This is a genomic window from Arthrobacter sp. ATA002, assembly GCF_026898095.1.
Lineage (GTDB): Bacteria > Actinomycetota > Actinomycetes > Actinomycetales > Micrococcaceae > Arthrobacter_B.
In genome coordinates this window covers 335,971-357,181 of the sequence record NZ_CP114015.1, presented here as the reverse complement: position 1 = coordinate 357,181, position 21,211 = coordinate 335,971, and the positions used below count along the sequence as shown (strand labels likewise).

General features: G+C 66.0%; 20 protein-coding genes and 2 pseudogenes. 12 read left to right on the top strand and 10 right to left on the bottom strand.

Annotated elements, in window-relative coordinates; genetic code table 11:
• Positions 1 to 37: 37 nt before the first annotated feature.
• From OL239_RS01850 to OL239_RS01840, 3 genes are read right to left on the bottom strand one after another with little or no spacing between them, the layout of a single operon-like run.
• Positions 38 to 988 carry a sugar phosphate isomerase/epimerase family protein gene (locus OL239_RS01850; protein ID WP_268910492.1) on the bottom strand — a complete coding sequence of 317 codons (951 nt, stop codon included), beginning with the start codon at positions 986 to 988 and terminating at the stop codon, positions 38 to 40.
• Between the two features lie 45 nt (positions 989 to 1,033).
• Positions 1,034 to 1,807, bottom strand: coding sequence for an SDR family NAD(P)-dependent oxidoreductase (locus OL239_RS01845; RefSeq protein ID WP_268910491.1), 774 nt, complete (start codon positions 1,805 to 1,807; stop codon positions 1,034 to 1,036).
• Between the two features lie 57 nt (positions 1,808 to 1,864).
• On the bottom strand, positions 1,865 to 3,289 hold the full coding sequence (locus tag OL239_RS01840) for a GntP family permease (protein WP_268910490.1): 1,425 nt from the start codon (positions 3,287 to 3,289) through the stop codon (positions 1,865 to 1,867).
• A 207-nt stretch (positions 3,290 to 3,496) separates the two neighbouring features.
• Here OL239_RS01840 and OL239_RS01835 point away from each other — a divergent pair, with 207 nt between their 5' ends.
• The 10 genes from OL239_RS01835 to OL239_RS01790 all read left to right on the top strand — a co-directional run bounded on the left by OL239_RS01835 (position 3,497) and on the right by OL239_RS01790 (position 13,587).
• Positions 3,497 to 4,207 (top strand): GntR family transcriptional regulator, encoded by a 711-nt coding sequence (locus tag OL239_RS01835; RefSeq protein ID WP_268910489.1) that lies wholly within the window; start codon positions 3,497 to 3,499, stop codon positions 4,205 to 4,207.
• Between the two features lie 376 nt (positions 4,208 to 4,583).
• The gene (locus OL239_RS01830; protein ID WP_268910488.1) at positions 4,584 to 5,360 is read left to right on the top strand and encodes a hypothetical protein; all 777 of its coding nucleotides are present in this window, start codon (positions 4,584 to 4,586) and stop codon (positions 5,358 to 5,360) included.
• Between the two features lie 24 nt (positions 5,361 to 5,384).
• Positions 5,385 to 6,074 (top strand): sortase domain-containing protein, encoded by a 690-nt coding sequence (locus OL239_RS01825; protein ID WP_268910487.1) that lies wholly within the window; start codon positions 5,385 to 5,387, stop codon positions 6,072 to 6,074.
• Positions 6,075 to 6,126: 52 nt separating this feature from the next.
• A complete protein-coding gene (locus OL239_RS01820; protein ID WP_268910486.1) occupies positions 6,127 to 6,642 on the top strand; it encodes a hypothetical protein in 516 nt (171 codons plus the stop codon).
• A 389-nt stretch (positions 6,643 to 7,031) separates the two neighbouring features.
• On the top strand, positions 7,032 to 8,027 hold the full coding sequence (locus OL239_RS01815; protein ID WP_268910485.1) for a 3-hydroxyacyl-CoA dehydrogenase family protein: 996 nt from the start codon (positions 7,032 to 7,034) through the stop codon (positions 8,025 to 8,027).
• 91 nt (positions 8,028 to 8,118) lie between these two features.
• Positions 8,119 to 9,867, top strand: coding sequence for a dihydroxyacetone kinase family protein (locus OL239_RS01810; protein ID WP_268910484.1), 1,749 nt, complete (start codon positions 8,119 to 8,121; stop codon positions 9,865 to 9,867).
• Positions 9,864 to 10,658, top strand: coding sequence for a triose-phosphate isomerase (locus OL239_RS01805; RefSeq protein WP_268910483.1), 795 nt, complete (start codon positions 9,864 to 9,866; stop codon positions 10,656 to 10,658). Before OL239_RS01810 ends, OL239_RS01805 begins: the two co-directional genes overlap by 4 nt.
• 18 nt (positions 10,659 to 10,676) lie before the next feature.
• The gene (locus tag OL239_RS01800; protein WP_268910482.1) at positions 10,677 to 11,144 is read left to right on the top strand and encodes a ribose-5-phosphate isomerase; all 468 of its coding nucleotides are present in this window, start codon (positions 10,677 to 10,679) and stop codon (positions 11,142 to 11,144) included.
• 138 nt (positions 11,145 to 11,282) lie between these two features.
• Positions 11,283 to 12,248: a helix-turn-helix transcriptional regulator gene (locus OL239_RS01795; RefSeq protein WP_268910481.1), complete on the top strand. Its 966-nt coding sequence runs from the start codon at positions 11,283 to 11,285 to the stop codon at positions 12,246 to 12,248.
• Positions 12,249 to 12,294: 46 nt separating this feature from the next.
• Positions 12,295 to 13,587, top strand: coding sequence for an aminotransferase-like domain-containing protein (locus OL239_RS01790; RefSeq protein ID WP_268910480.1), 1,293 nt, complete (start codon positions 12,295 to 12,297; stop codon positions 13,585 to 13,587).
• Positions 13,588 to 13,596: 9 nt separating this feature from the next.
• Here the strand turns inward: OL239_RS01790 and OL239_RS01785 are convergent, their stop codons facing one another.
• From OL239_RS01785 to OL239_RS01765, 5 genes and pseudogenes are all read right to left on the bottom strand, one after another.
• Positions 13,597 to 13,812 carry a hypothetical protein gene (locus OL239_RS01785; RefSeq protein WP_268910479.1) on the bottom strand — a complete coding sequence of 72 codons (216 nt, stop codon included), beginning with the start codon at positions 13,810 to 13,812 and terminating at the stop codon, positions 13,597 to 13,599.
• Positions 13,813 to 13,926: 114 nt separating this feature from the next.
• Complete coding sequence (locus OL239_RS01780; protein WP_268910478.1) at positions 13,927 to 15,396, bottom strand: dihydrolipoamide acetyltransferase family protein; 1,470 nt, start codon at positions 15,394 to 15,396, stop codon at positions 13,927 to 13,929.
• 77 nt (positions 15,397 to 15,473) lie between these two features.
• The gene (locus OL239_RS01775; protein ID WP_268910477.1) at positions 15,474 to 16,448 is read right to left on the bottom strand and encodes an alpha-ketoacid dehydrogenase subunit beta; all 975 of its coding nucleotides are present in this window, start codon (positions 16,446 to 16,448) and stop codon (positions 15,474 to 15,476) included.
• A pseudogene (gene pdhA / locus OL239_RS01770) lies at positions 16,445 to 17,670 on the bottom strand (pyruvate dehydrogenase (acetyl-transferring) E1 component subunit alpha). Before pdhA ends, OL239_RS01775 begins: the two are co-directional and overlap by 4 nt.
• A 143-nt stretch (positions 17,671 to 17,813) precedes the next feature.
• A pseudogene (locus OL239_RS01765) lies at positions 17,814 to 18,952 on the bottom strand (histidinol-phosphate transaminase).
• 120 nt (positions 18,953 to 19,072) lie between these two features.
• Between OL239_RS01765 and OL239_RS01760 the strand changes: the two are divergent.
• Together OL239_RS01760 and OL239_RS01755 are read left to right on the top strand one after the other, a co-directional pair.
• The gene (locus OL239_RS01760) at positions 19,073 to 19,471 is read left to right on the top strand and encodes a phage holin family protein (RefSeq protein ID WP_268910476.1); all 399 of its coding nucleotides are present in this window, start codon (positions 19,073 to 19,075) and stop codon (positions 19,469 to 19,471) included.
• Between the two features lie 243 nt (positions 19,472 to 19,714).
• Positions 19,715 to 20,059, top strand: a complete 345-nt coding sequence (locus OL239_RS01755; RefSeq protein ID WP_268910475.1) for a hypothetical protein — start codon at positions 19,715 to 19,717, stop codon at positions 20,057 to 20,059.
• Here OL239_RS01755 and OL239_RS01750 read toward each other — a convergent pair.
• Complete coding sequence (locus tag OL239_RS01750) at positions 20,031 to 20,825, bottom strand: hypothetical protein (protein WP_268910474.1); 795 nt, start codon at positions 20,823 to 20,825, stop codon at positions 20,031 to 20,033. The two genes, OL239_RS01755 and OL239_RS01750, sit on opposite strands and share 29 nt — an antisense overlap.
• 73 nt (positions 20,826 to 20,898) lie before the next feature.
• The gene (locus OL239_RS01745) at positions 20,899 to 21,186 is read right to left on the bottom strand and encodes a hypothetical protein (protein ID WP_268910473.1); all 288 of its coding nucleotides are present in this window, start codon (positions 21,184 to 21,186) and stop codon (positions 20,899 to 20,901) included.
• Positions 21,187 to 21,211 lie beyond the last annotated feature (25 nt).

Here is a 21,211-nt window from a genome sequence, read left to right as displayed (position 1 = left end):
CATGTCAGTCTTTCTTCCGCGGCGGGTCACAGCCGGCTCAGTCCGCCTGCTCCTCCGGCAGCTTGGCGCGCAGGATGTCCCTGATGTAGTCCCGGTTCATTGCGGCCACGGTCAGGCCGTCTCCCCCGTAGTGCTCGACGCACATCGGGCCGTCGAAGCCGGCTTCCAGGGCCATGCCAAGAGCCTCCCGGTAGTTGATGAACCCCAGGGCCAGCGGTGCGGGCGCGGAGGCGTAGGCCCCGGTGGCGGGGTCATAGTCCCGGAAGTAGTTCTTCAGCTGCCAGTAGTTGGTGTGCGGAAGCATCTTCACCAGCATCTCGCGCCAGTCCTCAACCGGACGGTGAAGCCGGACGATGTTGCCAATGTCGGGGCATAGTCCCACGTTGGGCAGGTCCACCGCTTCCACGAGCTGGACGGAGCTGTCCGCCGTCCCCAGGAAGGTGCCTTCATACATTTCCAGGGACAGGCTCACCCCGCGCTCCGCGGCGTACTCGCCCAGCTCCCGGAAGCGGACTGCAGCTTTTTCCCGGTTCTCAGGGCTCTCCTCGTCTTCCGCCCCGGGGGCGAGCCAGAACCATGTGGCGTCTTTCTGCTCCGGGGTGAAGGGATCGTGCAGGCCCAGGCATACCATCGGCGCTTCGAGGTCGGCGGCGGCGTCAATCGTACGCTTGGTATAGGCGATGTTCCGCTGCGCCTGCTCCTCATCCGGGGTGATCACGCTCTTGCGGGTGACCGCGAGATCACTGAAGGACAGTCCGTAGGACCGGGCCGTTTCCAGCAGCTGCCGGCGGCCCGCGGCATCGAGGTCCGCCGCGCGGACCCATGAGTCCGTCAGGTCCACGTGGTCGAAACCGGCGAGGCTCACCTCGCGCAAGGTCTGCTTCCAGGCCTGCGGTCCGGCGGCAGTCCGGTCCCGGCCGTCCGGGGTCGTGCCGGTGAAGTTAAGCAGGGCAGCACCAATCGGCCATGCCTCTGGTGTGTAGGACATATTTTTCTCCTTGCGTTTTACGAAAATACTGGTGGTCCGGCGGGATCAGACCATGTGCTTGCCGCCGTCGATGAAATAGGAACCGCCGTTGATGAAACCCGCTTCTTCTCCGACGAGAAAGCTGACCAGGGCGGCGACTTCGGACGGCTGCCCGACCCGCTGCACCGGGATGCCGCCGGACAGGGAGGCCTTGCGCCCGTCGCTGAGCGGCCCGCCCATGATGTCCGTATCGATCGGACCGGGAACGACCGCGTTGCAGGTAATGCCGTGCGGACCCAGCTCCCGTGCCGCACCGCGGGTAAGGCCCAGAACGGCGGCCTTTGCACCGGCGTACCCGGTTTTGGAAAAGGTTCCCCCGCCGTCGTAGGCGGTGATGGACGAGGTGTTCACGATGCGTCCGCCATGTCCGCCGTCGATCATCCGCCGGGCTGCTGCCTGCATCATCAGCAGCGTGCCCGTGGCGCTGACGTCCATGACGCCGGTCCAGATCTCCTTCGTGAGGTCGAAGAGGGTGTGCGGGCTGGCGATCCCGGCAAGGTTTACCAGCGCCGTGACCGGCGGCAGTTCGGCATCCATACGGGCGAAGGCTGCCTCCACCGAGGCGGGATCCGCGACGTCGGCCGCGATACCCAGGACCGGCTGCCCGGTCTCGGTACGGAGTTCATCGGCAAAGGCGAGCACGGCGTCCGCCTTCAGGTCCAGCACGGCCAGCGCCCAGCCCTCCCGGGCAAGGCGGCGGGCGACGTGCCGGCCGATCCCCCGTTCGCTGCCTGTGCCGGTGATGACTGCCGTTCGCTGTTCCGGAAACGTGGTGGTCATTGCTGCTCCTGCCTGATATTGGAAATTTTGCTGGCCGGTGGACCGGGATGCCGCGGGCTAGCCGGCGATGGCATAGACCACCCAGGCCAGCCCGAAGGCCAGGAACCCGATGGCCGTGCCCACAACCGTCCAGGTCTTCAGGGTGGTCAGCGTGTCGAAACCGCAGAACTTGCCGATCAGCCAGAAGCCGGAGTCGTTGACGTGGGAGAAGGTGATGGAACCGGCAGCGATGGCTACGACGACGGCGGCGAGGCCCACTCCGGAAACACCGAGTTCCATGACCGCCGGGGCCATGATGGACCCGGCGGTGGTCGCCGCAACTGTGGCGGACCCCTGTGCCACGCGGAAGGCAATGGCCACCAGGAATCCGGCGAGGATGACCGGCAGGCCCATGGCATCCAGGCCAGAGGCGATGGTGCCGCCAATCCCGGTCTCAGTCAGGACGCGGCCGAAGGCGCCGCCGGCGCCGGTGATGAGAATGATGGAACAAACCGGCGCCAGGGCGTTGTCCACGAGGTCTTCGAGGGCGCTGCCGATGGTGCCCCGGCCGCGGCGCGGGCGCATGTAGAGCAGGTACATGGCGGCCAGCGTGGCGATGAGCAGGGCGATTGGGGTGCTGCCGATCAGCCGGGAGAGCTGGAAGAGGACGTTTCCCTCACCTACGGCACCACTGGCCTCGAGGGTACTGAAGAGCGTGTTGAAGAAAATCAGGAACAGCGGCAGCAGCAGCACGAAGATGATGGTCCAGAAGCCGGGCCGCGGAGTGTCTTCGTCCAGGTCAGCCTCGCCCAGCAGGTTCGGCACGGGCATGTTGGGGTAGCGCTTGGCGATAATGAGGGCCAGCCGGTACCCGCCGAGGTACCAGGCGGGCAGGCCAACCAACAGCGCGACCAGGATGACGGTGCCGACGTCGGCGCCCATGACTGTTGCCGCGGCTGTGGGGCCGGGATGGGGCGGCGTCAGCGCGTGCATCATCAGGAAGGAGCCAATGGAAGGAAGCACATAAAGCATGAAGGAACCGCCAAGGCGGCGGGCAACCGTGTAAATGATCGGAAGCATCACGATGAAGCCGGCGTCAAGGAAGATCGGGAAGGCGTAGAACAGCGAGGCCACGGCGAGGGCCAGCGGGGCCCGCTTCTCGCCGAAGCGGCGGAGCATGGCGTCCGCGAGGACCTGGGCCCCTCCGGAGACCTCAACCAAGCGGCCGAGGACCGCGCCGAACCCCACGAGCAGGGCCACCGTCCCCACTGTGGTGCTGAAGCCGGCAACGACGACGGTGACGACATCCCCGATGCCGATGCCGGCCGCTAGCGCCGTGAGCACACTAATGATGATCAGGGCGAAGAACGCGTGCACCCGAAGCTTGATGATCATGAACAGCAGGACGGCGATGGCCGCCGCGGCGATGGCAATGAGGGCCCAGGACGGCCGCTCGGCCAGGACCAGCGTTTCCGCCGGGACGGCGGCAGGGAGAATGTGCATAGCAGGAACACCTTTGGTCGCGAGGAATACCTTCAGTCGTGGTGACACCGGTCACAAATCCGGGCTTCGGCTATACCCTATAGGATATTGGCGTGCTGTCCAGCAGCGGGGTAACCATCGAGACCGGTTCAGCCCACGGCTTTCATGGGCGTGCCAACGGGCCTGTGGGAGAATCTAGTGCGAACCAAAGCAAGCAAGAGGAGCAGCATGGGTGCGGACACAGCAAACGGAACATGGGTACGTCGCAGTGTCCTCGCCGACCAGGTTTACACGGAAATTCTTGCGCGCCTCATGGATGGCAAGCTGGAATCAGGCGATCCGCTCAGCATTGACGGCACGGCGAGGGACCTTGGAGTGTCGCCAACGCCCGTCCGCGAAGCGCTCGCCCGTCTGGAGGCCACCGGTATGGTGGTGCGCGCCGCACTGCGGGGGTACCGCGTGGCGCCCATGCTCAGCCACGCCGAGCTGCTGGACCTGATGGAGGCCCGGCTGCTGATTGAACCGCGCAACGCCGAGCTGGCCTGCCTGCATGCAAATGAGGCCTTCCTCTCGGAACTGGAGTACTCCATTGAAGACCTCCGACAGGCACCCAACGGGCCGCATTTCTCCGACTACCGTTCCTACTGGGAAGCTGACGAGCGTTTTCACCGGCTGATCGCAGAACAAACCGGAAACAGGTTCCTGCTCGGGGCCTACAACTCCCTGGGTGGACACGTCCACCGGTTCCGCCTGTTTGGCGGGACCGGAGTGCGCGACGCCCGCAGCGCCATCGAGGAGCACGGCCTGGTGGTGGCTGCCATGCGCCGGGGAAATGCGGCGGAGGCGGAGGCAGCCATGACCGCCCACCTTTGCGGAGTGCGGGACCGTTCCGCCCGTGAGTATGAGTCGGACCGCCGGACCGCCCGAGAGGCTGACTGACCCGGTCTGACCCCGGGCAACCAAACCATCAACTGCCGTGCCGCGGATTCCAGCAATTTTCCAGTGGCCATCGCAATTGCCGCCGACTGCCTTTTATGCCGGAGGCTGTCCCGGAGCATGGCCGCACGAAGCATGCCCGGCCAACGGCATGCTTCATTGGACGCTCCGACGACCAGGCCCAAACATGGCGGCAGTCCTTGATCAGGCTTGAATAGCGTCCCTATGCCCCTTTGGGCTGCCAAAATGAGCACCACATTCAGGCGCTTTGTGTCCTGCGCCATATTTGCACCCATCCTTTTCCAGGTTGGTTCCGAAGTATGGATGTCCCCTTTCCGGGGGCACAAAGCATCACACGCCCCTGAATAAGGAGATTCCCATGAATAAGTCACTTCGGCTTATGGCGGTTCCCACCCTGGCTTTGGCTGCCCTCGCCCTTTCGGGTTCCCCCGCCATGGCTCATGACGGTTCCGACCATTACCAGTCCACTTTGGGTCAGCTCAATGGCAGCGCAGGCTCCGGCGACATCACTGTTGACGTTACGGGCAACCAGGCCCACGTTGTCTTGAATGTTTCGGGGATGCCCGAGACCTTTATGGACGCCCCGTACCCCCACGTCCAGCACATCCATGGTGGGTCACAGGGCGTGTGCCCTGCACCTTCGGCAGACCAGGACGGTGACGACGTCATCTCAACCACTGAGGGTGCTCCCTTCTACGGCGACATCCTCACCACCTTGTCCACCAGCGGTGACACCAGTCCTGCTGCCGGACTTGACCTCAAGGTCGGCGGGCAGGGCGGTGCCTACACGGTTGACCGCACGTTCGAAATAGACGACGCAACCAAGGCCTCCCTGGAGGCAGGCACCGCTGTTGTGGTGGTCCACGGGCTTGATCCGGCAACTCTGAGTCCAGCGGGGCAGGCAGCTATGAGCGATCTGGCTCCTGAGCTTCCGCTGGCCGCCACTTCCCCGGCCCTGTGCGGGACGCTGGCAGCGGGACAGATGGAGATGCCCTCAGGCGGCGCTGACACCGGCGTCACCCAGGAAACGGGCGCCGACGCCGGAGCCTTCGCGCTCGGCGGCGGACTGGCCCTCGTTGCCCTCGCAGGCGGAGCGTATGTCATCCGCCGGCGCAGCGCCGGAACAGCAGCCTAGGTCCGGACTGGCTGGGTCCATACAATGACCACCCAGAAGCCCGGACGCCGCGGAGGCCTTCCGGCAGCCGCGGCGTCCGGAATTCTGTTCCTGCTGTCTCTGGCCGGATGCGCCTCCGAAATTGCCGACGTCGGCCCCTCACCTTCCGCTTCCGCGTCAGCTTCGGCGGAAGCCAGCATCACTGCTCCACCGCAGGCGTCCTCCGCTCCGCCGCCTACTGCTCCAAACATTCCTGCGGACGAACAACTTCCGGTGCTGGACGAATCCGATCCGGTAACTCTGAGCATTCCTTCGATCGGGGTAAGGACCGAGCTTCTCCACCTTGGGCTCCGCGGTAACGGTTCCCTGGAGGTCCCGGAGGACACCGGCAGCGGCACACCTGCCAGCTGGTACAACGGATCCCCAACCCCTGGAGAGCGCGGCCCGTCCGTGATGCTGGGTCATGTGAATGCCCTCGGCGGTAATACGGGAGTCTTTGCTGATCTCAGAAAGCTCACGCCCGGTGCAGAAATCAATGTTTATCGAGACGACGGCAGCGTCGCAGTATTTACCGTGGAGCGCGGTGCCCTCTACAGCAAGAATGAATTCCCAACCGTCGAGGTCTACGGCAATACTCCGGGAGCCGAGCTGCGGCTTGTCACCTGTGACGGCTATGACCCCGCCACCGGACTCTTCGACGATAACTACGTCATCTACGCCAAATTAAAAGTCTGACCATTGAACGCCTCTGTTGGAGCGCTCAAAGCAGGCAGGAACGGACAGGAAAATGAACAACCGGACCCTAGCGCTGCCATCCCTGGCCTTTGCATCGCTGCTACTCTTCGGCTGTGCGGCGACTGGCGGGCCTGACGTTCAAAACGCCCCCGCCGCAGGTTCGGAAACCGTCTCGGCTGCGGCCGAGCCGGAACACGGGAACGGCCACGACCATGGCTCCCCCTCGCCGAAAGCCCCCAAAGTCAACGGCCCCAGTGACGCCGCGCTGATGGTCTGCGGAGATCAGCCAATGGAAAGACTCACCTCCATACTGGATCTGGAGCAGAACCCGCACACCATCAACGACTGGGTAGATGACACTTTCACCTGCACCTACCATCTGCAGGAAGGGGCCCTGGAAATCTCCGTCCAGGAAGCCCCCGACCAGAAGATGGCGTTGACATATTTTGAAGCGATGCAGGCCCTTGCCCGCGACGCCAAGCCCATCGAGGGCCTCGCCAACCTCGGCTTCCCGGCCTATGAGACTGCCGACGGATCAGCAGTTTTCCAAAAGACAGCTTCGTTCTAGAGGTTGATGCCTCAGGACTGCCCGACACTTTGGGGGCCGATGGCATCACCAGGAATGCCCTGGCTTATCAGCTCTCCACGACCATCCTGGCCTGCTGGGTTGAACACCACTGAAACACTCCTGCACGGCGCCCACTGACTGCAGCTACCGACCCCGGAGCCCGCATGATGGAACGGGCATCCTCCCTGACCCGCAACCGCCCTCCGTTGCCCCGTACGGAGACGCGCCTGCAGAGGGATCCCCTGAGGGACATACTTGGACCGCCGCATCATGGTGAATTCGCTGTGGTTGACATCACACACATTCACAGTAATCCTATAGGAAAGATGAAATGGTTCCGGCGGAGACATCGGAACGCTCAATGATCAAGCCCATCGGAGGACTCGCCAGTGACCCAGCGAACAGTAGCCGTAGTCGGTTCCGGATACATGGGCGGAGGCATCGCCCAGGTCCTCGCACTCGGAGGAGCGCGGGTTGCCCTGTCCGACGTCTCACAGGAAGTGGCCGAAAAGAACCTCGAGCGCCTGCTGGCCGAGGCTGAACTGTTCGTCGCCGACGGACTGTTCCCGAAGGATGCGGTCCAGCGGCTGCAGGAGAACCTGTGGGCCGCGGCGAGCATCGAGGAAGCCGTTGCGGACGCCTCCTACATCGAGGAGGCCGTCCCCGAAATCCTCGATATCAAGCACGCCACGCTGCGCCGGATCAGCGACGCTGCACCGCAGGACGCGGTGATCGGCTCCAACACGTCCACGATCCTGATCGCCACCCTGGCGGAAGCAGTCTCGAACCCCGGCCGCTTCCTCGGCGTGCACTTCTCCAACCCCGCGCCCTTCATTCCCGGCGTCGAGGTCATCCCGCACGCGGACACCACCGCCGAAACCGTGGAAACGGCCCGGGAAATCGTCGCCATGGCGGGCAAGCAGGCAGCCGTCGTCAAGGACGTCACCGGATTTGTCCTCAACCGGCTCCAGTACGCGCTGTTCCACGAGGCCGCGCAGGTGGTCGAGGAGGGTATTGCGTCGGCCGAGGACGTCGACACCCTGGTTCGGACCACCTTCGGATTCCGGTTGCCGTTCTTCGGACCGTTCGCCATTGCCGACATGGCGGGCCTGGACGTGTACTCCTTCTGCTACGCATCGCTGCAGACGTCCTTCCCCGAACGGTTTGCGACCCCCGGCATCCTGAAGGACCTCGTCGACGCCGGAAAGCTCGGCACCAAGTCCGGCGCCGGCTTCCTGCAGATTCCCGCCGACAAGACCGGAGACCTTGTGGCCTACCGGAACAAGGCGTACGTTGCCATGTCCGGGCTGCTTAAGGAGCTCGGGCCCAGCCCGGCCGAGGATGCGGGCCGCGGCAACGGCGCCGCTTCCCCGGAAATCCGCTGATCTGATCCCCTGCTGAACGGCCCGTACCGCCGGGCGGGCGGCGCCGGATAACGCTGCCGGCGGTTACCGCAGACAACCAAGGCTGGAATCCATGACTTATCTCCTGAACAATCCCGCAGACTTCGCCGTCGATGCCCTGCGCGGATACGCCGCTGCCCACCCCGGGCACGTGATGCTCGCCCACGGCGGGGTGGTGCGCTCCACCGACACACCGGTGAACCAGCCCGCCCTGGTGATCGGCGGCGGGTCCGGACACTATCCGGCCTTCGCCGGCTGGATCGGCCCGGGCATGGCCCACGGCGCGCCGTGCGGCAACATCTTCTCGTCCCCGTCCGCATCCCAGGTCTATTCGGTGGCCCGTTCCGCCGAAAACGGCGGCGGAGTGCTGCTGGGGTTCGGAAACTACGCGGGCGACGTCCTGCACTTTGGCCAGGCAGCCGAAAAACTGCGGGCCGAGGGCGTGGACGTGCGGATTGTCCGGGTTTCGGATGACATTGCCTCCGGTCCCGCGGAGGCCCACCGGGACCGCCGCGGCATTGCCGGAGACCTGATTGTCTTCAAGATCGCCGGCGCTGCGATCGCCGCCGGGGCGGATTTGGACGAGGCCGAGCGGGTGGCGTGGAAGGCCAACGACGCGACCCGCTCCTTCGGCGTCGCCTTTGAGGGCTGCACCCTGCCCGGAGCGGATGACGCCCTCTTCCACGTCCCCGACGGAGAAATGGCAATCGGGCTGGGGATCCACGGTGAACCCGGTATCCGCGAGGTTCCCATGGGCACGGCAGCCGAGGTTGCCGACCTCCTGCTCGACGGCGTCCTTGAGGAAGAGCCGGAGCGGAGCGGCCAGTACAGCGGCAGGGTGGCCGTGGTCCTCAACGGCCTCGGCACCGTCAAGTATGAAGAACTCTTTGTCGTCTACGCCCGGGTGGCGGAACGGCTTTCCGAAAAGGGCCTCACCGTCGTCGCCCCCGAGGTTGGGGAGCACGTCACGAGCCTGAACATGGCCGGACTGTCCCTGAGCATCCTGTTCCTGGACGATGAACTTGAAGAGTACTGGCTGGCGCCTGCCGATGCCCCGGCATTCCGGCGCTCCTCCGCCGGCCTGCCGGCCGGCCCGCCCCGAACGGGAGTGCACACTCCCGGCGAGGATCCCATTCCGGAGGCGGCAGCAGAGTCGCGGAACTCTGCCGCCCGCATCGTCCAGGCACTGGAAATGCTCCGCGACACTGCCGCCGAGCATGAAGAGCACTTCGGCCGGCTGGACGCCGTGGCCGGCGACGGCGACCACGGACAGGGCATGGCCTACGGCACCCGGGGTGCGGCAGCGGCCGGCAGCGAAGCAGCAGCGAAAGGAGCCGGAGCACGGACCGTCCTGCTACATGCCGGAGACGCCTGGGCCGAAGAAGCCGGCGGTACGTCGGGAGCCTTGTGGGGTGCGGGCCTGACCGCGGCCGGCGGTGTTTTTGATGATGCCCGCTCCGTCGGCGCCGCCGTCGTTGTCGACGCACTGGCAGCCGGAATTAACGCCGTCGTACGTCTCGGCGGGGCGCAGCCGGGCGACAAGACCATGGTCGACGCCGCGCTGCCCTTCCGGGATTCCCTGGTCGCGGAATTCGCTGCCACCGCCGATCTGGCCGGATCGGTGAAAAAAGCCGCCGCCGCCGCACGGGAAGCCGCCGCCGCCACGGCCGACATCACCTCCCGCCGCGGACGTTCGCGCATTCTCGGCGAGAAGAGCCTGGGCACCCCGGATCCCGGCGCCCATTCCTTCTCCGTCCTGATGGATGCCCTGGGCGATTTCCTGGCCTCCTCCCCTGAGGCGTCCTCCCCGGAGACGCTGTGACGGTGTGGGTCGGCACCAGCTGGAAAATGAACAAGAGCCTCGCTGAGGCGGAACGGTACGCCGAAGATCTGCTGCGGGGCCTCGGCGGAATGGAGCTCGGCGCGGTCAGGCCCTTCATCATTCCCCCAGCCACCGCACTCTCCACTGTCGCCGAAGTGCTGGGCAGCGGCAGCGGCGTGCTGCTTGGCGCACAGAACGCCCACTGGGAGGACCACGGCGCCTGGACCGGGGAAGTCTCGGTTCCCCAGGTGGCCGACGCCGGGGCGCAGCTGGTGGAACTCGGCCACTCCGAGCGCCGCGAACACTTCGGCGAAACCGACGAAACAGTGCGCCTGAAGGTGGCCGCCGCCCTGCGGCACGGGCTCACTCCGCTGCTGTGCATCGGAGAACCGGCCGCCGTTCGGGATGCGGGCGGATCCGCCGGCTTCATCTTGGACCAGGCTGCCCGGGCACTTCATGGACTTACCCCCGGCCAGCTGTCCCGGGTGCTGATTGCCTATGAGCCAGTGTGGGCTATCGGCGCTGCCGGCCGTCCCGCCGCACCGGAGGAGCTGCACGGACCGTTCGCCGCCCTTGCAAGCGCCTACGGGCAGCAGGTGGCCGGACTGCTGTACGGCGGTTCCGTTAACGAGGAAAACGCTGCTGCGCTGCTCGGGATTCCGCACGTCGACGGTCTGTTCATTGGCCGGGCCGCATGGCAGGCGGACGGTTATCTTCGCCTGCTGGAAACTGCGGCACGCACAGCGGCCCTCCGGCACCGGGCCGGTTCGGCCCCAACCACCACCAGTTAGCTACGAATTGAGGGAAAAATGAGTGAGCTCCGGAAACTGCGAATTGTCATCGGCGGAGATGACGCCGGATTCGATTACAAGGAGGTCCTGCGGCGGGACCTCGAAGCGGACGACCGGGTCGAGAGCGTCGTCGACGTGGGAGTGTCCCACACGGAAAACACCGCTTACCCCCACGTCGCCGTGGACGCGGCCCGCAAGGTGGCCTCGGGCGAGGCGGACCGCGCCCTGCTGATCTGCGGCACCGGGCTGGGCGTGGCCATTTCCGCAAACAAAGTGTCCGGCATCCGTGCCGTGACCGCCCATGATTCCTACTCCGTGGAGCGTTCCGTGCTCAGCAACAATGCGCAGGTGCTGTGCATGGGCCAGCGGGTGGTCGGTGTGGAGCTGGCCCGCCGCCTTGCGAAGGAATGGCTGGGTTATGTTTTCGATCCGTCCAGCGCATCGGCCGGGAAAGTTGACGCCATCACCGGGTATGAGAACGGCTAGGCGCCCCTCCTGACGGCCCGCCGGCTCGTCCCGTCCCGTCCGCGGTACCGTTCACCGCGCACGCATCCGGCCCGGGGCCCGGCTGCCCGGACGGCCCACGCATAAGGTAGCCTCAACGGGTCGAGAGGAGCAGGCGCCGTGGACCAGACATCCCTGGCCGTGTACCGGTATGCCGTCAGCAGCCCGGGATGGAGCGTTGACCAGGCTTCCGAGGCACTCGGATTCACCACGCGTTCCATTGAGTCGGCCATCGCGCAGCTGAGGGAGCATCGTCTGCTGGTCCAGGTCAGCTCGGAGCAGCCCAGCTACGCGGCGGTGTCCCCCGACGTTGCCCTGGCCGAACTCGTGGACCCCGATGAGCGTGCGCTCCTGGACCTGCGGGCGAGGATCGGGCTTAAGCGCCGCGAGCTGGCCGGCCTGGTGCCCGTCTTTGCCGAGGCCAGCCGCCGGGTGTCAACTGACGCCGGCGTCGAAGTCCTGGAGGATCCGGGCCAGGTCATGAGCGTCCTGATCGAGTATGCCCGAGCCGCCTCCGAGTGCGTCCTGATGGCACGCCCCGGACCGGGTGCGACGGCGGACATTCAGGAGGACAGCGTCCAGAAAGACGTTGACATGCTGCGGCAGGGCGTACGGCGCCGGACCCTGTACCATTCCAGCATTCGTGACCACATGCCGACCCGCCGTGCCGTGGAAGTGGTGACGGCAGCCGGCGGTGAATTCCGCACCCTGCCCCACATGCCGCTGCGGGCCGTGATCTTCGACAGCAAAATGGCGGTCGTGCCGCGCGGGCGCTGCGCTGATGACAGGGCGGGCCTGGTCATCCGTGACCGGGACCTGATCCACATTCTCGTGCGCATGTTTGAGTTCGCCTGGGAACTTGGCGACCCGTTCCTGGCGGAGGAACCGCAGCCGGGACAGCTCAGCAGCATTCAGCGTTCCATTCTCCGCGCCCTGGCCGCGGGCCAGTCGGACGAAGTTGTCGCCCGGCGGCTGGGAATCAGCGTCCGGACCTGCCGCCGCCATATTGCCAGAATGCTGGAAGACCTCGGCGCGGAAAGCCGGTTCCAGGCCGGCGTCAAAGCGCACCGGGCGGGGTGGATTTAGGCAACAATTGTTGCTCCGCTGTGCACCGCCGGGTCTAGGATGTGGCATGACGTTCGAGGAGACCGCTGCGCCGGGCCTGTCCGCGGAGACGCGGACGGCACTGGAGCGGGCCGTTGCATCAGGACACCGGCACGAGGGGCTGCTCTCCGATCGGGCGTTCCACATCAAGCAGTCGGCAGTGCGGGACGTTTTTGACATCTCCACCCGCCCGGGGTTGGTGTCGCTGGCGGGCGGAAGCCCTTCCCTGCGGTCGCTGCCCCTGCGGGAGCTGGGCGAAACCGCCCGCAGCATCGTCGCCGACCACGGCCTTGAAGCACTGCAGTACGGCGCCGGGCAGGGCATGGCGGAGCTGCGGCGCCAGGCCTGTGAGGTCATGGCAGCCGAAGGGATCTTCGGAGCTGATCCCGCCGACGTCGTAATTACCACCGGTTCCCAGTCCGCACAGGACGTTGCCGCCAAGGTTTTCTGCAACCCCGGGGATACGGTGCTGTGCGAGGACCCCACCTATGTTGGGGCACTGAACGCCTTTGAGGCCTATGAAGTGAATCTGGCGCCGGTGCCCACCGACTCCGGCGGGCTGATTCCCGAGGCGCTGGAAGCGAAAATCGCGGCGCTGCGGAAGCAGGGCCGGGCCGTGAAGCTGCTCTATACGATCCCCAGCTTTAACAATCCCAGCGGCGTCACACTGGCAGCCGGGCGCCGGCAGCGGATCGTTGACATTTGCGCCGCCGCGAACATCCTCGTCCTGGAGGACAACCCGTACGGAATGCTGCGTTTCGACGGCCGTCCGCTGGCTCCGCTGCGCGCCGGAAACCCGCATGATGTCCTGTATCTGGGTTCGTTCTCCAAGATTTTTGCGCCAGGCGTGCGCGTGGGATGGGCACTGGTTCCCAGGCACCTGCACCGCCGCTTCTATCTGGCCTGCGAGGCCGTGGTCCTCTGCCCGTCACCGCTGACGCAGATGCTGGTCTCCGCTTATCTCCGGGATTACGACTGGATGCAGCACATCCGGAACTCCCGGGTGCTGTATGCGGCACGCTGCGCCGCGCTGTTGTCGGCGCTGGCGGAGCACCTGCCCGACGGCGTGAGCTGGACGATACCCGACGGCGGGTTCTTCCTGTGGCTGACCCTGCCTGAAGGAGTGGACACCTATCCCCTGCTGTACGAAGCCATCGAGGCAGGCGTGGTGTTCATACCCGGGGCGGCCTTCAGCCCGTCGGATGAGCCCTCCAACAAACTGCGCCTGGCGTTCAGCGCCGTACCGGAGGATGACATCCGCGAAGGTGTCCGTCGGCTGGCCCCCGTACTGCGCCGGGCGCTGGCAGCTGCCGCGGGCTAGGGGTTGGGGCTAGGGGCGGTTGCGCCTGCGCCGCTCCAGGAAGGGAAAGACGACCGCGAACAGGGCGATGATGATGAGCAGCCGCCAAATGGTGCCCAGCCCCGGAAAGAGGATGATCAGCAGGCTGGATACGATGAACGCCACCGCCAGCAGCATAACGGTGCGTTTCCAGTCGATCTGCGGGGCGCCGCCGCCCTGGCCGCGGGGACCTTGAGGATTTGTCATAGTCACCTGATCGTATCTGCCCGGTACGGTGTACCGCAGTACCGGTGCCGCTCGGAAGCCCCGGCGCGGTAAATTAGCGCCGCCCGAAGCTCAGGTCCCGGCACCGCCGTCCGGTCAGTCCAGCAGCAGTGCGGGTTCCTCAAGGATGGCAGCAACGTCGGCCATGAACCGGGCCGAGAGATCTCCGTCCACCACCCGGTGGTCGAACGAACCGCCCAGTGTGGTGACCCAGCGCGGAAGAACTTCCCCGTCAAGTACCCAGGGCTTCTGCTTGATCGTTCCGAAAGCCACTATTGCGACTTCCCCGGGATTAATGATCGGCGTTCCGGTGTCGATGCCCAGGGCGCCGATGTTGGTGATCGTCAGGGTGCCGCCGCGCATGTCGGCGGGCGGCGTCTTGCCGGCACGCGCCGTGGCCGCCAGGTTATTGAGCGCCAGGGCCAGTTCCTTCAGGGACAGGTCCTGCGCATCCTTGATGTTGGGCACCATCAGCCCCCGCGGGGTGGCCGCCGCAATGCCAAGGTTCATGAAGTGCTTGACCAGGATCTCGTCGCCGGCCCACGTCGCATTGACCGAGGGGTTGCGGGCCGCCGCCCATATGACCGCCTTGGCCAGGATCAGCAGCGGAGAAACCTTAATGCCCTCAAAGTCGCGGGAGGCCTTGAGCCGCTTCACGAACTCCATGGTGCGGGATGCGTCCACGTCAACGAAAATGCTGACGTGCGGAGCAGTAAACGCGCTGTCCACCATGGCTTTGGCGGTGGCCCGGCGCACGCCCTTGACGGGGATCCGCTCGATCCGGTCATCCCCGGGCTGCTTCGCGCCGGCCCAGAAGGTGTCGGCGGAGTCCTGCTCGGATTCGCGCTGCGCCTGGTAGCTGATCAGGTCCTGCTTGGTGACTTCCCCGCTGGCGCCGGTTGCCGGCACATCGGCAAGATTGATGCCCAGGTCCTTGGCGGCCTTGCGGACGGGCGGCTTCGCCAGCACCCGCTGGATCAGCCGGTTGAGGGAGTCCTGCACCGCCGCGCCGGCGGCCGCCATGCCCTGGGTGCGGGAATCGCCGGGGGCAGGGGTGGCTGCCGGAGCGGGCGGCACGGGCGGAATAGCCGGAGCGGCGGGAACAACCGGGGCAGGAGCCGCGGTCGGCGGCTGGACCGGCGCGGCCGGCGGCTGGACCGGCGCGGCCGGCGGCCGGTTCACCCGCGGCCGCCGCTTTACGGCATCAGCCTTGGGCCCGGTGCCGGTGAGCGAGGCACTGGGTTGTTCGTTGTCGTCCGCTGCTGCCGGAACCGGCGCCGGGGTCATCGGAGCACCCGGCTGCTGCCCGCCGTCGTCCGCCGGGGAAGCGGCGGTGACGCTAATAATCGGCGAGCCGACGTCGACTGTCTGGCCTTCCTGCACCAGCAGCTGTGAGACCGTTCCGGCGTACGGCGAGGGAAGTTCCACCAGCGACTTTGCAGTTTCGATTTCCACCAGCACATCATTGACGGCAACGGTGTCTCCGGCCTGGACCTTCCACTCGACGATGTCGGCTTCGGTCAAGCCTTCTCCCACGTCGGGAAGGTGGAACGTTCTCTCAGTCATGGCTTCTCAATCTTCGTGTCCGGCAGGCTTCGGCGGCGGGGTCCCGGCGCGAAGCCGGTTTTCCGCCGGGGAACGGGTTAGTAGGCGAACGAGCGGTCCAGCGCGTCCATCAGCTTGTCAATGTCCGGCAGGTAGTGTTCCTCGACCTTCGCCACCGGGTAGGGCATGTGGAAACCGCCCACGCGGATGACGGGAGCCTCCAGCGACAGAAAAGCACGCTCGGTCACCCGCGCGGCAATCTCGCCGCCGATGCCGCCGAAGGTGGGTGCTTCGTGGGTGACGATCAGCCGGCCGGTCTTGCGGACGGACTCGGTCACGGTGTCAAAGTCAATCGGTGAGATCGAGCGCAGGTCCACGACTTCGATGCTGCGGCCGTCCTCCTCTGCCGCCTTCGCCGCAGCCAGGGCGACCGGCACCAGCGGCCCGTAGGCGACGATGGTGGCGTCGGCCCCCTCCCGCAGCACGTGGGCGGAGAAGGGATCACCCGTCGGGCGTTCCGTGTCCACGTCGCCTTTGAGCCAGTAGCGGCGCTTGGGCTCAAACACGATGACCGGGTCCTGGCACGTCATGGCCTGCTGGATCATCCAGTAGGCGTCCTGCGGGTTCGACGGCGTCAGGATCCGCAGTCCCGCGGTATGGGCAAACAGCGCTTCGGGGGATTCGGAGTGGTGCTCGATGGACCCGATGCCGCCGCCGTAGGGGATCCGGATAACCACCGGTGCGCTCAGGGTGCCTTCGCTGCGCGAGTGCATCTTGGCCAGCTGAGTGGTGATCTGGTTGAACCCGGGGAACACGAACCCGTCGAACTGGATTTCACAGACGGGCCGGTAGCCGCGGAGCGCGAGGCCGATGGCGGTCCCGATGATGCCCGATTCGGCCAGCGGGGTATCCATGACCCGGCTGGCGCCGAAATCGGCCTTCAACCCTTCAGTGACGCGGTAGACGCCGCCCAGATCGCCAATGTCCTCGCCCATGAGAAGTGATTTTGGATTGTTTTCGAGTCCGGCCCGCAGTCCGGCGTTGATGGCTTTCGCCATGGTCATGGTGCTCATGCAGTGGGCTCCTGGGAGTCGGCAAAGCCGGCCTCGTACCGGCGGTGGAAGTCCAGTTCCTCCTGGATCAGCGGATGTGCCCCGGCGTACACGTCGGTGAAGGCGTCCTCGAATCCCGGGGCCTGCATCGCCAGCACATCCGCGCGCAGCTTGTCCGCCATCACCTGACCGTCTTTGGCCAGGCCTTCGAAGAAAGCGTCATCGGCCAGGCCCGAGGCGCGCAGGTACTTTTCCAGCCGGGTCAGCGGATCCCGGGAAACCCATGCCTCTTCGTCAGCGCTGAGCCGGTATTTGGTGGGATCATCCGCCGTGGTGTGGGCGCTCATGCGGTATGTGAAGGCTTCGATCAGCACCGGCCCCCGCCTGAACGCGCTCGTTCCAGGGCCCACCGGGTCACCGCGTGGACCGCGACCACGTCGTTGCCGTCCACACGGATGCCGGGGAAGCCGTAGCCCTTGGCGCGGTTGGCGAGTGGAATCCGGGACTGCACTTCGGTGGGAACAGAGATGGCCCAGTGGTTGTTCTGGCAGAAGAACACGACGGGCGCATCATAGGAAGCGGCGAAGACCATGGCCTCGTGGACATCACCCTCCGAGCTGGCGCCGTCGCCAAAGTAGGCCACGGTGGCGGCTTCGGGGAGCTGCGGGTCCGCGGCCCTGTCCCGTGCCATGCCCATGGCGTACCCGACGGCGTGCGGAACCTGAGCGGCCAGGACCAGCGTGTAGAGGTGGAAGTTGGCGTCGGCGGGATCCCAGCCGCCGTGGGAAATGCCGCGGAACCGCCGCAGCAAATGGGAAAGTTCCAGGCCCCGGGTCAGTGCGACGCCGTGCTCCCGGTAGGTCGGGAAGACGTAGTCCTGGGGCTGCAGCGCGCGGCCGGAGCCAATTTGGGCGCCCTCCTGCCCGGACATGGGCACCCACATCACCAGTTCGCCCTGCCGCTGCAGCGCCGTGGCTTCCTGGTCAAACCGGCGGATGGTGAACATCTCCCGGTACAGTCCCCGCAGTTCGCTGCCGCCCAGCTCGGCGGCGTAAGCACCGTAGACGCTGTCCTCCAGAAGCTGTCCGTCCGGAGTCAGCAACTGCACCATGCCGGTATTCTCCTGCCGGACGCCACTGGTGCCGCTGTCGCCGGGGCTGCCCTGAGCTGCGCCGCCGTCGCCGCCGGGCACGCGCGCGCCATCAGCGCCCGCCGTCCTGGCGGGCATGTGCTTGAGGTCCATGCTTACTCCTCGCCGGGCAGCCGTTTGACCGACCCGCGCTAGATATATTCCCTTCCGGTAATGGATCACACCGGAAGAATATATGTGGAACTTACTTCCCTCAGCCTAACCAGCGTCCGGGCCCGGACCGCACTTAGGACACGCTAGGAAACCCGGGGTGCCTTTGTATAGGTTGCACAGAGGGCGAGGAAGCGGGTGTTTGCCTCCTCCTCGCCGATAGTGACCCGCACACCTTCGGTGCCGAAGGCCCGCACGGCGAGGGCCTGCTGCTCCGCCAACGCCGCGAACTCAGGGGTATCGTCCCCCAGCGCCAACCACACAAAGTTGCCCTGGGCCTCCGGAATGCGCCAGCCCAGCTTCCGGAGGCCGTCAACGACGCGGGTACGTTCCCGCACCAGTCCTTGTATTCTTTCCACAAGTTCCCCGTGGTGCCGCAGGGAGGCCACGGCGGCCGTTTCAGCGAGCTGCGATACAGCAAACGGCACGGCCGCCACGCGCAGATACTGGGTGACGGGTGGATGGGATACGGAGTATCCCACGCGCAGGCCAGCCAGCCCGGCTCCTTCGAAAAGGTGCGCAGGACCACTACGTTGGGGTGCCGGCGGTACATCTCGATGCCGTTCACTGCCTCCGGGTCGCGGACGAAGTCCTCATAAGCCTCATCGATGACGACAATCACATTGGAGGGCACCCGGGTCAGGAAGTCCTCGACTTGGACGGCTGTCAGAGCGGGACCGGTGGGATTGTTGGGCGTGCAGAGCAGGATGACACGTGTCCTCTCGGTGACGGCCGCCGCCATGGCGTCGAGATCATGCGTGCCGTCTCCGCGCAGCGGCACCTGGACGCTCTCGGCGCCGGAAAGACCGACGCTGATCGGATATGCCTCGAAGGACCGCCAGGGATAAATAACCTGGTCCGGAACACCGTTTTTATCCTGGCCGGCGAAGGTGGCCAGGAGTTGATTCAGGGCGCCCAGGCTTCCGCCGCCGGTGACGATGTCCTCCGCCGGAACGTCAAGGAAGGAGGCCAGCTCCGTACGCAGCGCCGTGGACAGCGGATCAGGGTAGCGGTTGATGTCCTGCCGTCCGCTGATCGCCTCGAGGACGGCCTGCAGCGGGGGAAACGGATTCTCGTTCGAGGAGAGCTTGTAGCTTTGCAGTCCGTCGATGACCACCGGCGGCTTCCCGGCGGTGTAGCGGGGCAACTTGCCCAGTACGCTGCGGGGACGGATCTCCGGCTCGGGAACGCCTGCTGTGCTGGTGTCATTCTCGGTAGTCGTCATGTGCTTAACCCTAAACGGCTCAGCAGCAGTCGTGACCCGCGCCACCATCCACCCTTCCGGCAGGGACGCGCGCACGCCCGCAGGAGGGCTTCCGGCAGAGGCGTGTGCCAGCATGGAGGCATGCGCTTCCTGATCCGAATCCTAATCAACGCCCTGGCCGTGTGGGTTGCAGGGCTGCTGCTGCCCGGCATTGCGGTCACCGAAAGCGGCACCGCCGTCACCGGCAACCCCACCGTTGATCTGGTGCTCGCCTACCTGTTTATCGGACTGATTTTTGGTCTTGTTAACGCCCTGATCCGTCCGGTCGTCAAGCTGCTGTCGCTGCCCCTGACCGTCCTGACGCTGGGCCTCTTTACGATCATTATCAACGCGGGGATGCTCATGCTCACCTCCTGGCTGAGCAGTTACACACCGGTGGAGCTGGTCGTGGATTCCTTCTTCTGGACCGGTGTCCTCGCCTCGATCGTCATCAGCCTGGTATCCCTGGTTGCGGGTTCACTGACCGGGACCCGGAGGTAGCTACCGCCCCGGGGGCACAACGGGCGGAACCGGAATCGGCGGAACAACGGGCGGGACCTTGATTGGCGCAACGGGGTTCACCAGTACAGGCGGTGCATGCCCGGGGAGTGGCAGCGGCGACATTCCGTTGCCGGGAGAAACCGGCCCCACGGGCGGCCGGGCCGGCGGCTTGGCCGCCGGTTTCCGCGAGAACCTGAACAGGCCTCGGGTGGCAATCGCCGAGGGCAGGATGATGTCCGCCAGGTGTCCCCGCGAATCCTCCAGGGAGGGGTTTTCGCTGCTGTCAGCCCGTCCGGCCAGCTCCAGGTACAGGTCAAGGTCGTGGGCCGGGCCCAGCCCCCGCTGGGCACACCTTCCACCGGCGCCGCTCCGGTGACCGTCACCCTGTCTGGCGTGTCCGGATTGGCCGCTCCGTCGAGGCCTGCCACCCAGTCGCGGGCGTGTTCAAAGTGGAGCACTTTCACCCCGTCGGGGGTATCCCTGTCCCCCGCCGGGGCGCCCGCCGTCACGATCATCTCCACATCGAACTCCTCCGCCTCCGCCAACCGCGCCCCTGTGTTCACTGCGTGGATTCCGCCCTGGCTGTAGCCCACCAGAATGACTGCGTCGTCCGCCGAGGCCCCGGCCTGCCGCAGGGCGTCAGCAACAGCGGCGGCAACGTACCGGCTGTCCTCCGCGCGGCCTTCCGCATTTCCATAGTTGTCAAAGGGTTCGACCCCACCAACAGGCTTCCGCTGTCCTGATTGCCGGGCAGGGTGACAATCCGAACGCGCCTGCCGCCTTCGTCCAAGGTGAGGATCTCCACGACGCCGCGGTCCGGACTGTCCAGCAGGCCCTTGGAACGCTCCAGCAGTGCCTTCACTGAGCCATCCAGCGGAACCGTCCCGTGGTCCCCCTCAAGCATCGTGACCTCGATTGGCCGAAGCTCGCCAAAGTCTCCCTTCGCCAGCTGTTCCAGCAGCTTCCGGATGAGGAACCCGTCGAACGGCGGAACGATCATTTCACTCACCGTGCGGTCCGGAAAACCGCCGCCGCCGCTGCGCCACACATCGATTCCCATCGGAACACCCACGGCCGCCCATTTGATCGCCTCCGCCAGCCGCCCCTCGGTATCCAGATAGTTTCCGGCGGCCCGGCGAAGATCCCCGGCCGCTTCCTCCAGCTGTTCCGTGTTCCGCTTCAGGCCCTGAATGACGAGCTCAGCAGCACCGGCTGCGGATCGGGCGTGGGCGTGCACCGCGCTCGTTCCACTGAGCAGCAGGTACAGTTCCATGCACCGGGACCGCAGGGTTGTTAGCCGGGCAACCGATCCCTCCAGGACACCGGCCACCGACTCCAGTTCCCGGTACTCCACCGTCAGGCCGTGCGCCGCCCCTAACGTGAATTCCGGGCCCGGGCCGGTCTTCCGCAGACCACTGCGACGGCATCTAGGGCACCTCATGACCGTGGGCGCGGATTTCCGCCACATGACGTTCGACCGCGTCAGCGCACAGCCGCAGGTCCTCCAGGGTAGCCGCGACGTTTTGGATGTGCCCGCCCAGGAGCTCAGCAAACTCGAGAGCCGCCGGGGAATACCAGTCCATTCGAATCAGGGCCGGCAGGTCCTGCTCGATGTCCTCCAGTTCATCCACCGCCCTGCGGACGCAGGCGGCCGCCTGCCCTGCCGCGTAGACGTCAGCCGGATTGACCGGCATCACCTCCACTTCCGTGCTCATGGATCCTCCCCCGTTTGCTCGCCCA

Excerpts from the sequence above, each read along its gene's own strand:
- OL239_RS01820 (WP_268910486.1), top strand. The coding sequence starts at position 6,127 with ATGAACAACCGGACCCTAGCGCTGCCATCCCTGGCCTTTGCATCGCTG.
- OL239_RS01800 (WP_268910482.1), top strand. The coding sequence starts at position 10,677 with ATGAGTGAGCTCCGGAAACTGCGAATTGTCATCGGCGGAGATGACGCC.
- OL239_RS01760 (WP_268910476.1), top strand. The coding sequence starts at position 19,073 with ATGCGCTTCCTGATCCGAATCCTAATCAACGCCCTGGCCGTGTGGGTT.
- OL239_RS01840 (WP_268910490.1), bottom strand. The coding sequence starts at position 3,289 with ATGCACATTCTCCCTGCCGCCGTCCCGGCGGAAACGCTGGTCCTGGCC.
- OL239_RS01825 (WP_268910487.1), top strand. The coding sequence starts at position 5,385 with ATGACCACCCAGAAGCCCGGACGCCGCGGAGGCCTTCCGGCAGCCGCG.
- OL239_RS01850 (WP_268910492.1), bottom strand. The coding sequence starts at position 988 with ATGTCCTACACACCAGAGGCATGGCCGATTGGTGCTGCCCTGCTTAAC.
- OL239_RS01775 (WP_268910477.1), bottom strand. The coding sequence starts at position 16,448 with ATGAGCACCATGACCATGGCGAAAGCCATCAACGCCGGACTGCGGGCC.
- OL239_RS01845 (WP_268910491.1), bottom strand. The coding sequence starts at position 1,807 with ATGACCACCACGTTTCCGGAACAGCGAACGGCAGTCATCACCGGCACA.
- OL239_RS01745 (WP_268910473.1), bottom strand. The coding sequence starts at position 21,186 with ATGAGCACGGAAGTGGAGGTGATGCCGGTCAATCCGGCTGACGTCTAC.
- OL239_RS01790 (WP_268910480.1), top strand. The coding sequence starts at position 12,295 with ATGACGTTCGAGGAGACCGCTGCGCCGGGCCTGTCCGCGGAGACGCGG.
- OL239_RS01785 (WP_268910479.1), bottom strand. The coding sequence starts at position 13,812 with ATGACAAATCCTCAAGGTCCCCGCGGCCAGGGCGGCGGCGCCCCGCAG.
- OL239_RS01830 (WP_268910488.1), top strand. The coding sequence starts at position 4,584 with ATGAATAAGTCACTTCGGCTTATGGCGGTTCCCACCCTGGCTTTGGCT.
- OL239_RS01835 (WP_268910489.1), top strand. The coding sequence starts at position 3,497 with ATGGGTGCGGACACAGCAAACGGAACATGGGTACGTCGCAGTGTCCTC.
- OL239_RS01780 (WP_268910478.1), bottom strand. The coding sequence starts at position 15,396 with ATGACTGAGAGAACGTTCCACCTTCCCGACGTGGGAGAAGGCTTGACC.
- OL239_RS01810 (WP_268910484.1), top strand. The coding sequence starts at position 8,119 with ATGACTTATCTCCTGAACAATCCCGCAGACTTCGCCGTCGATGCCCTG.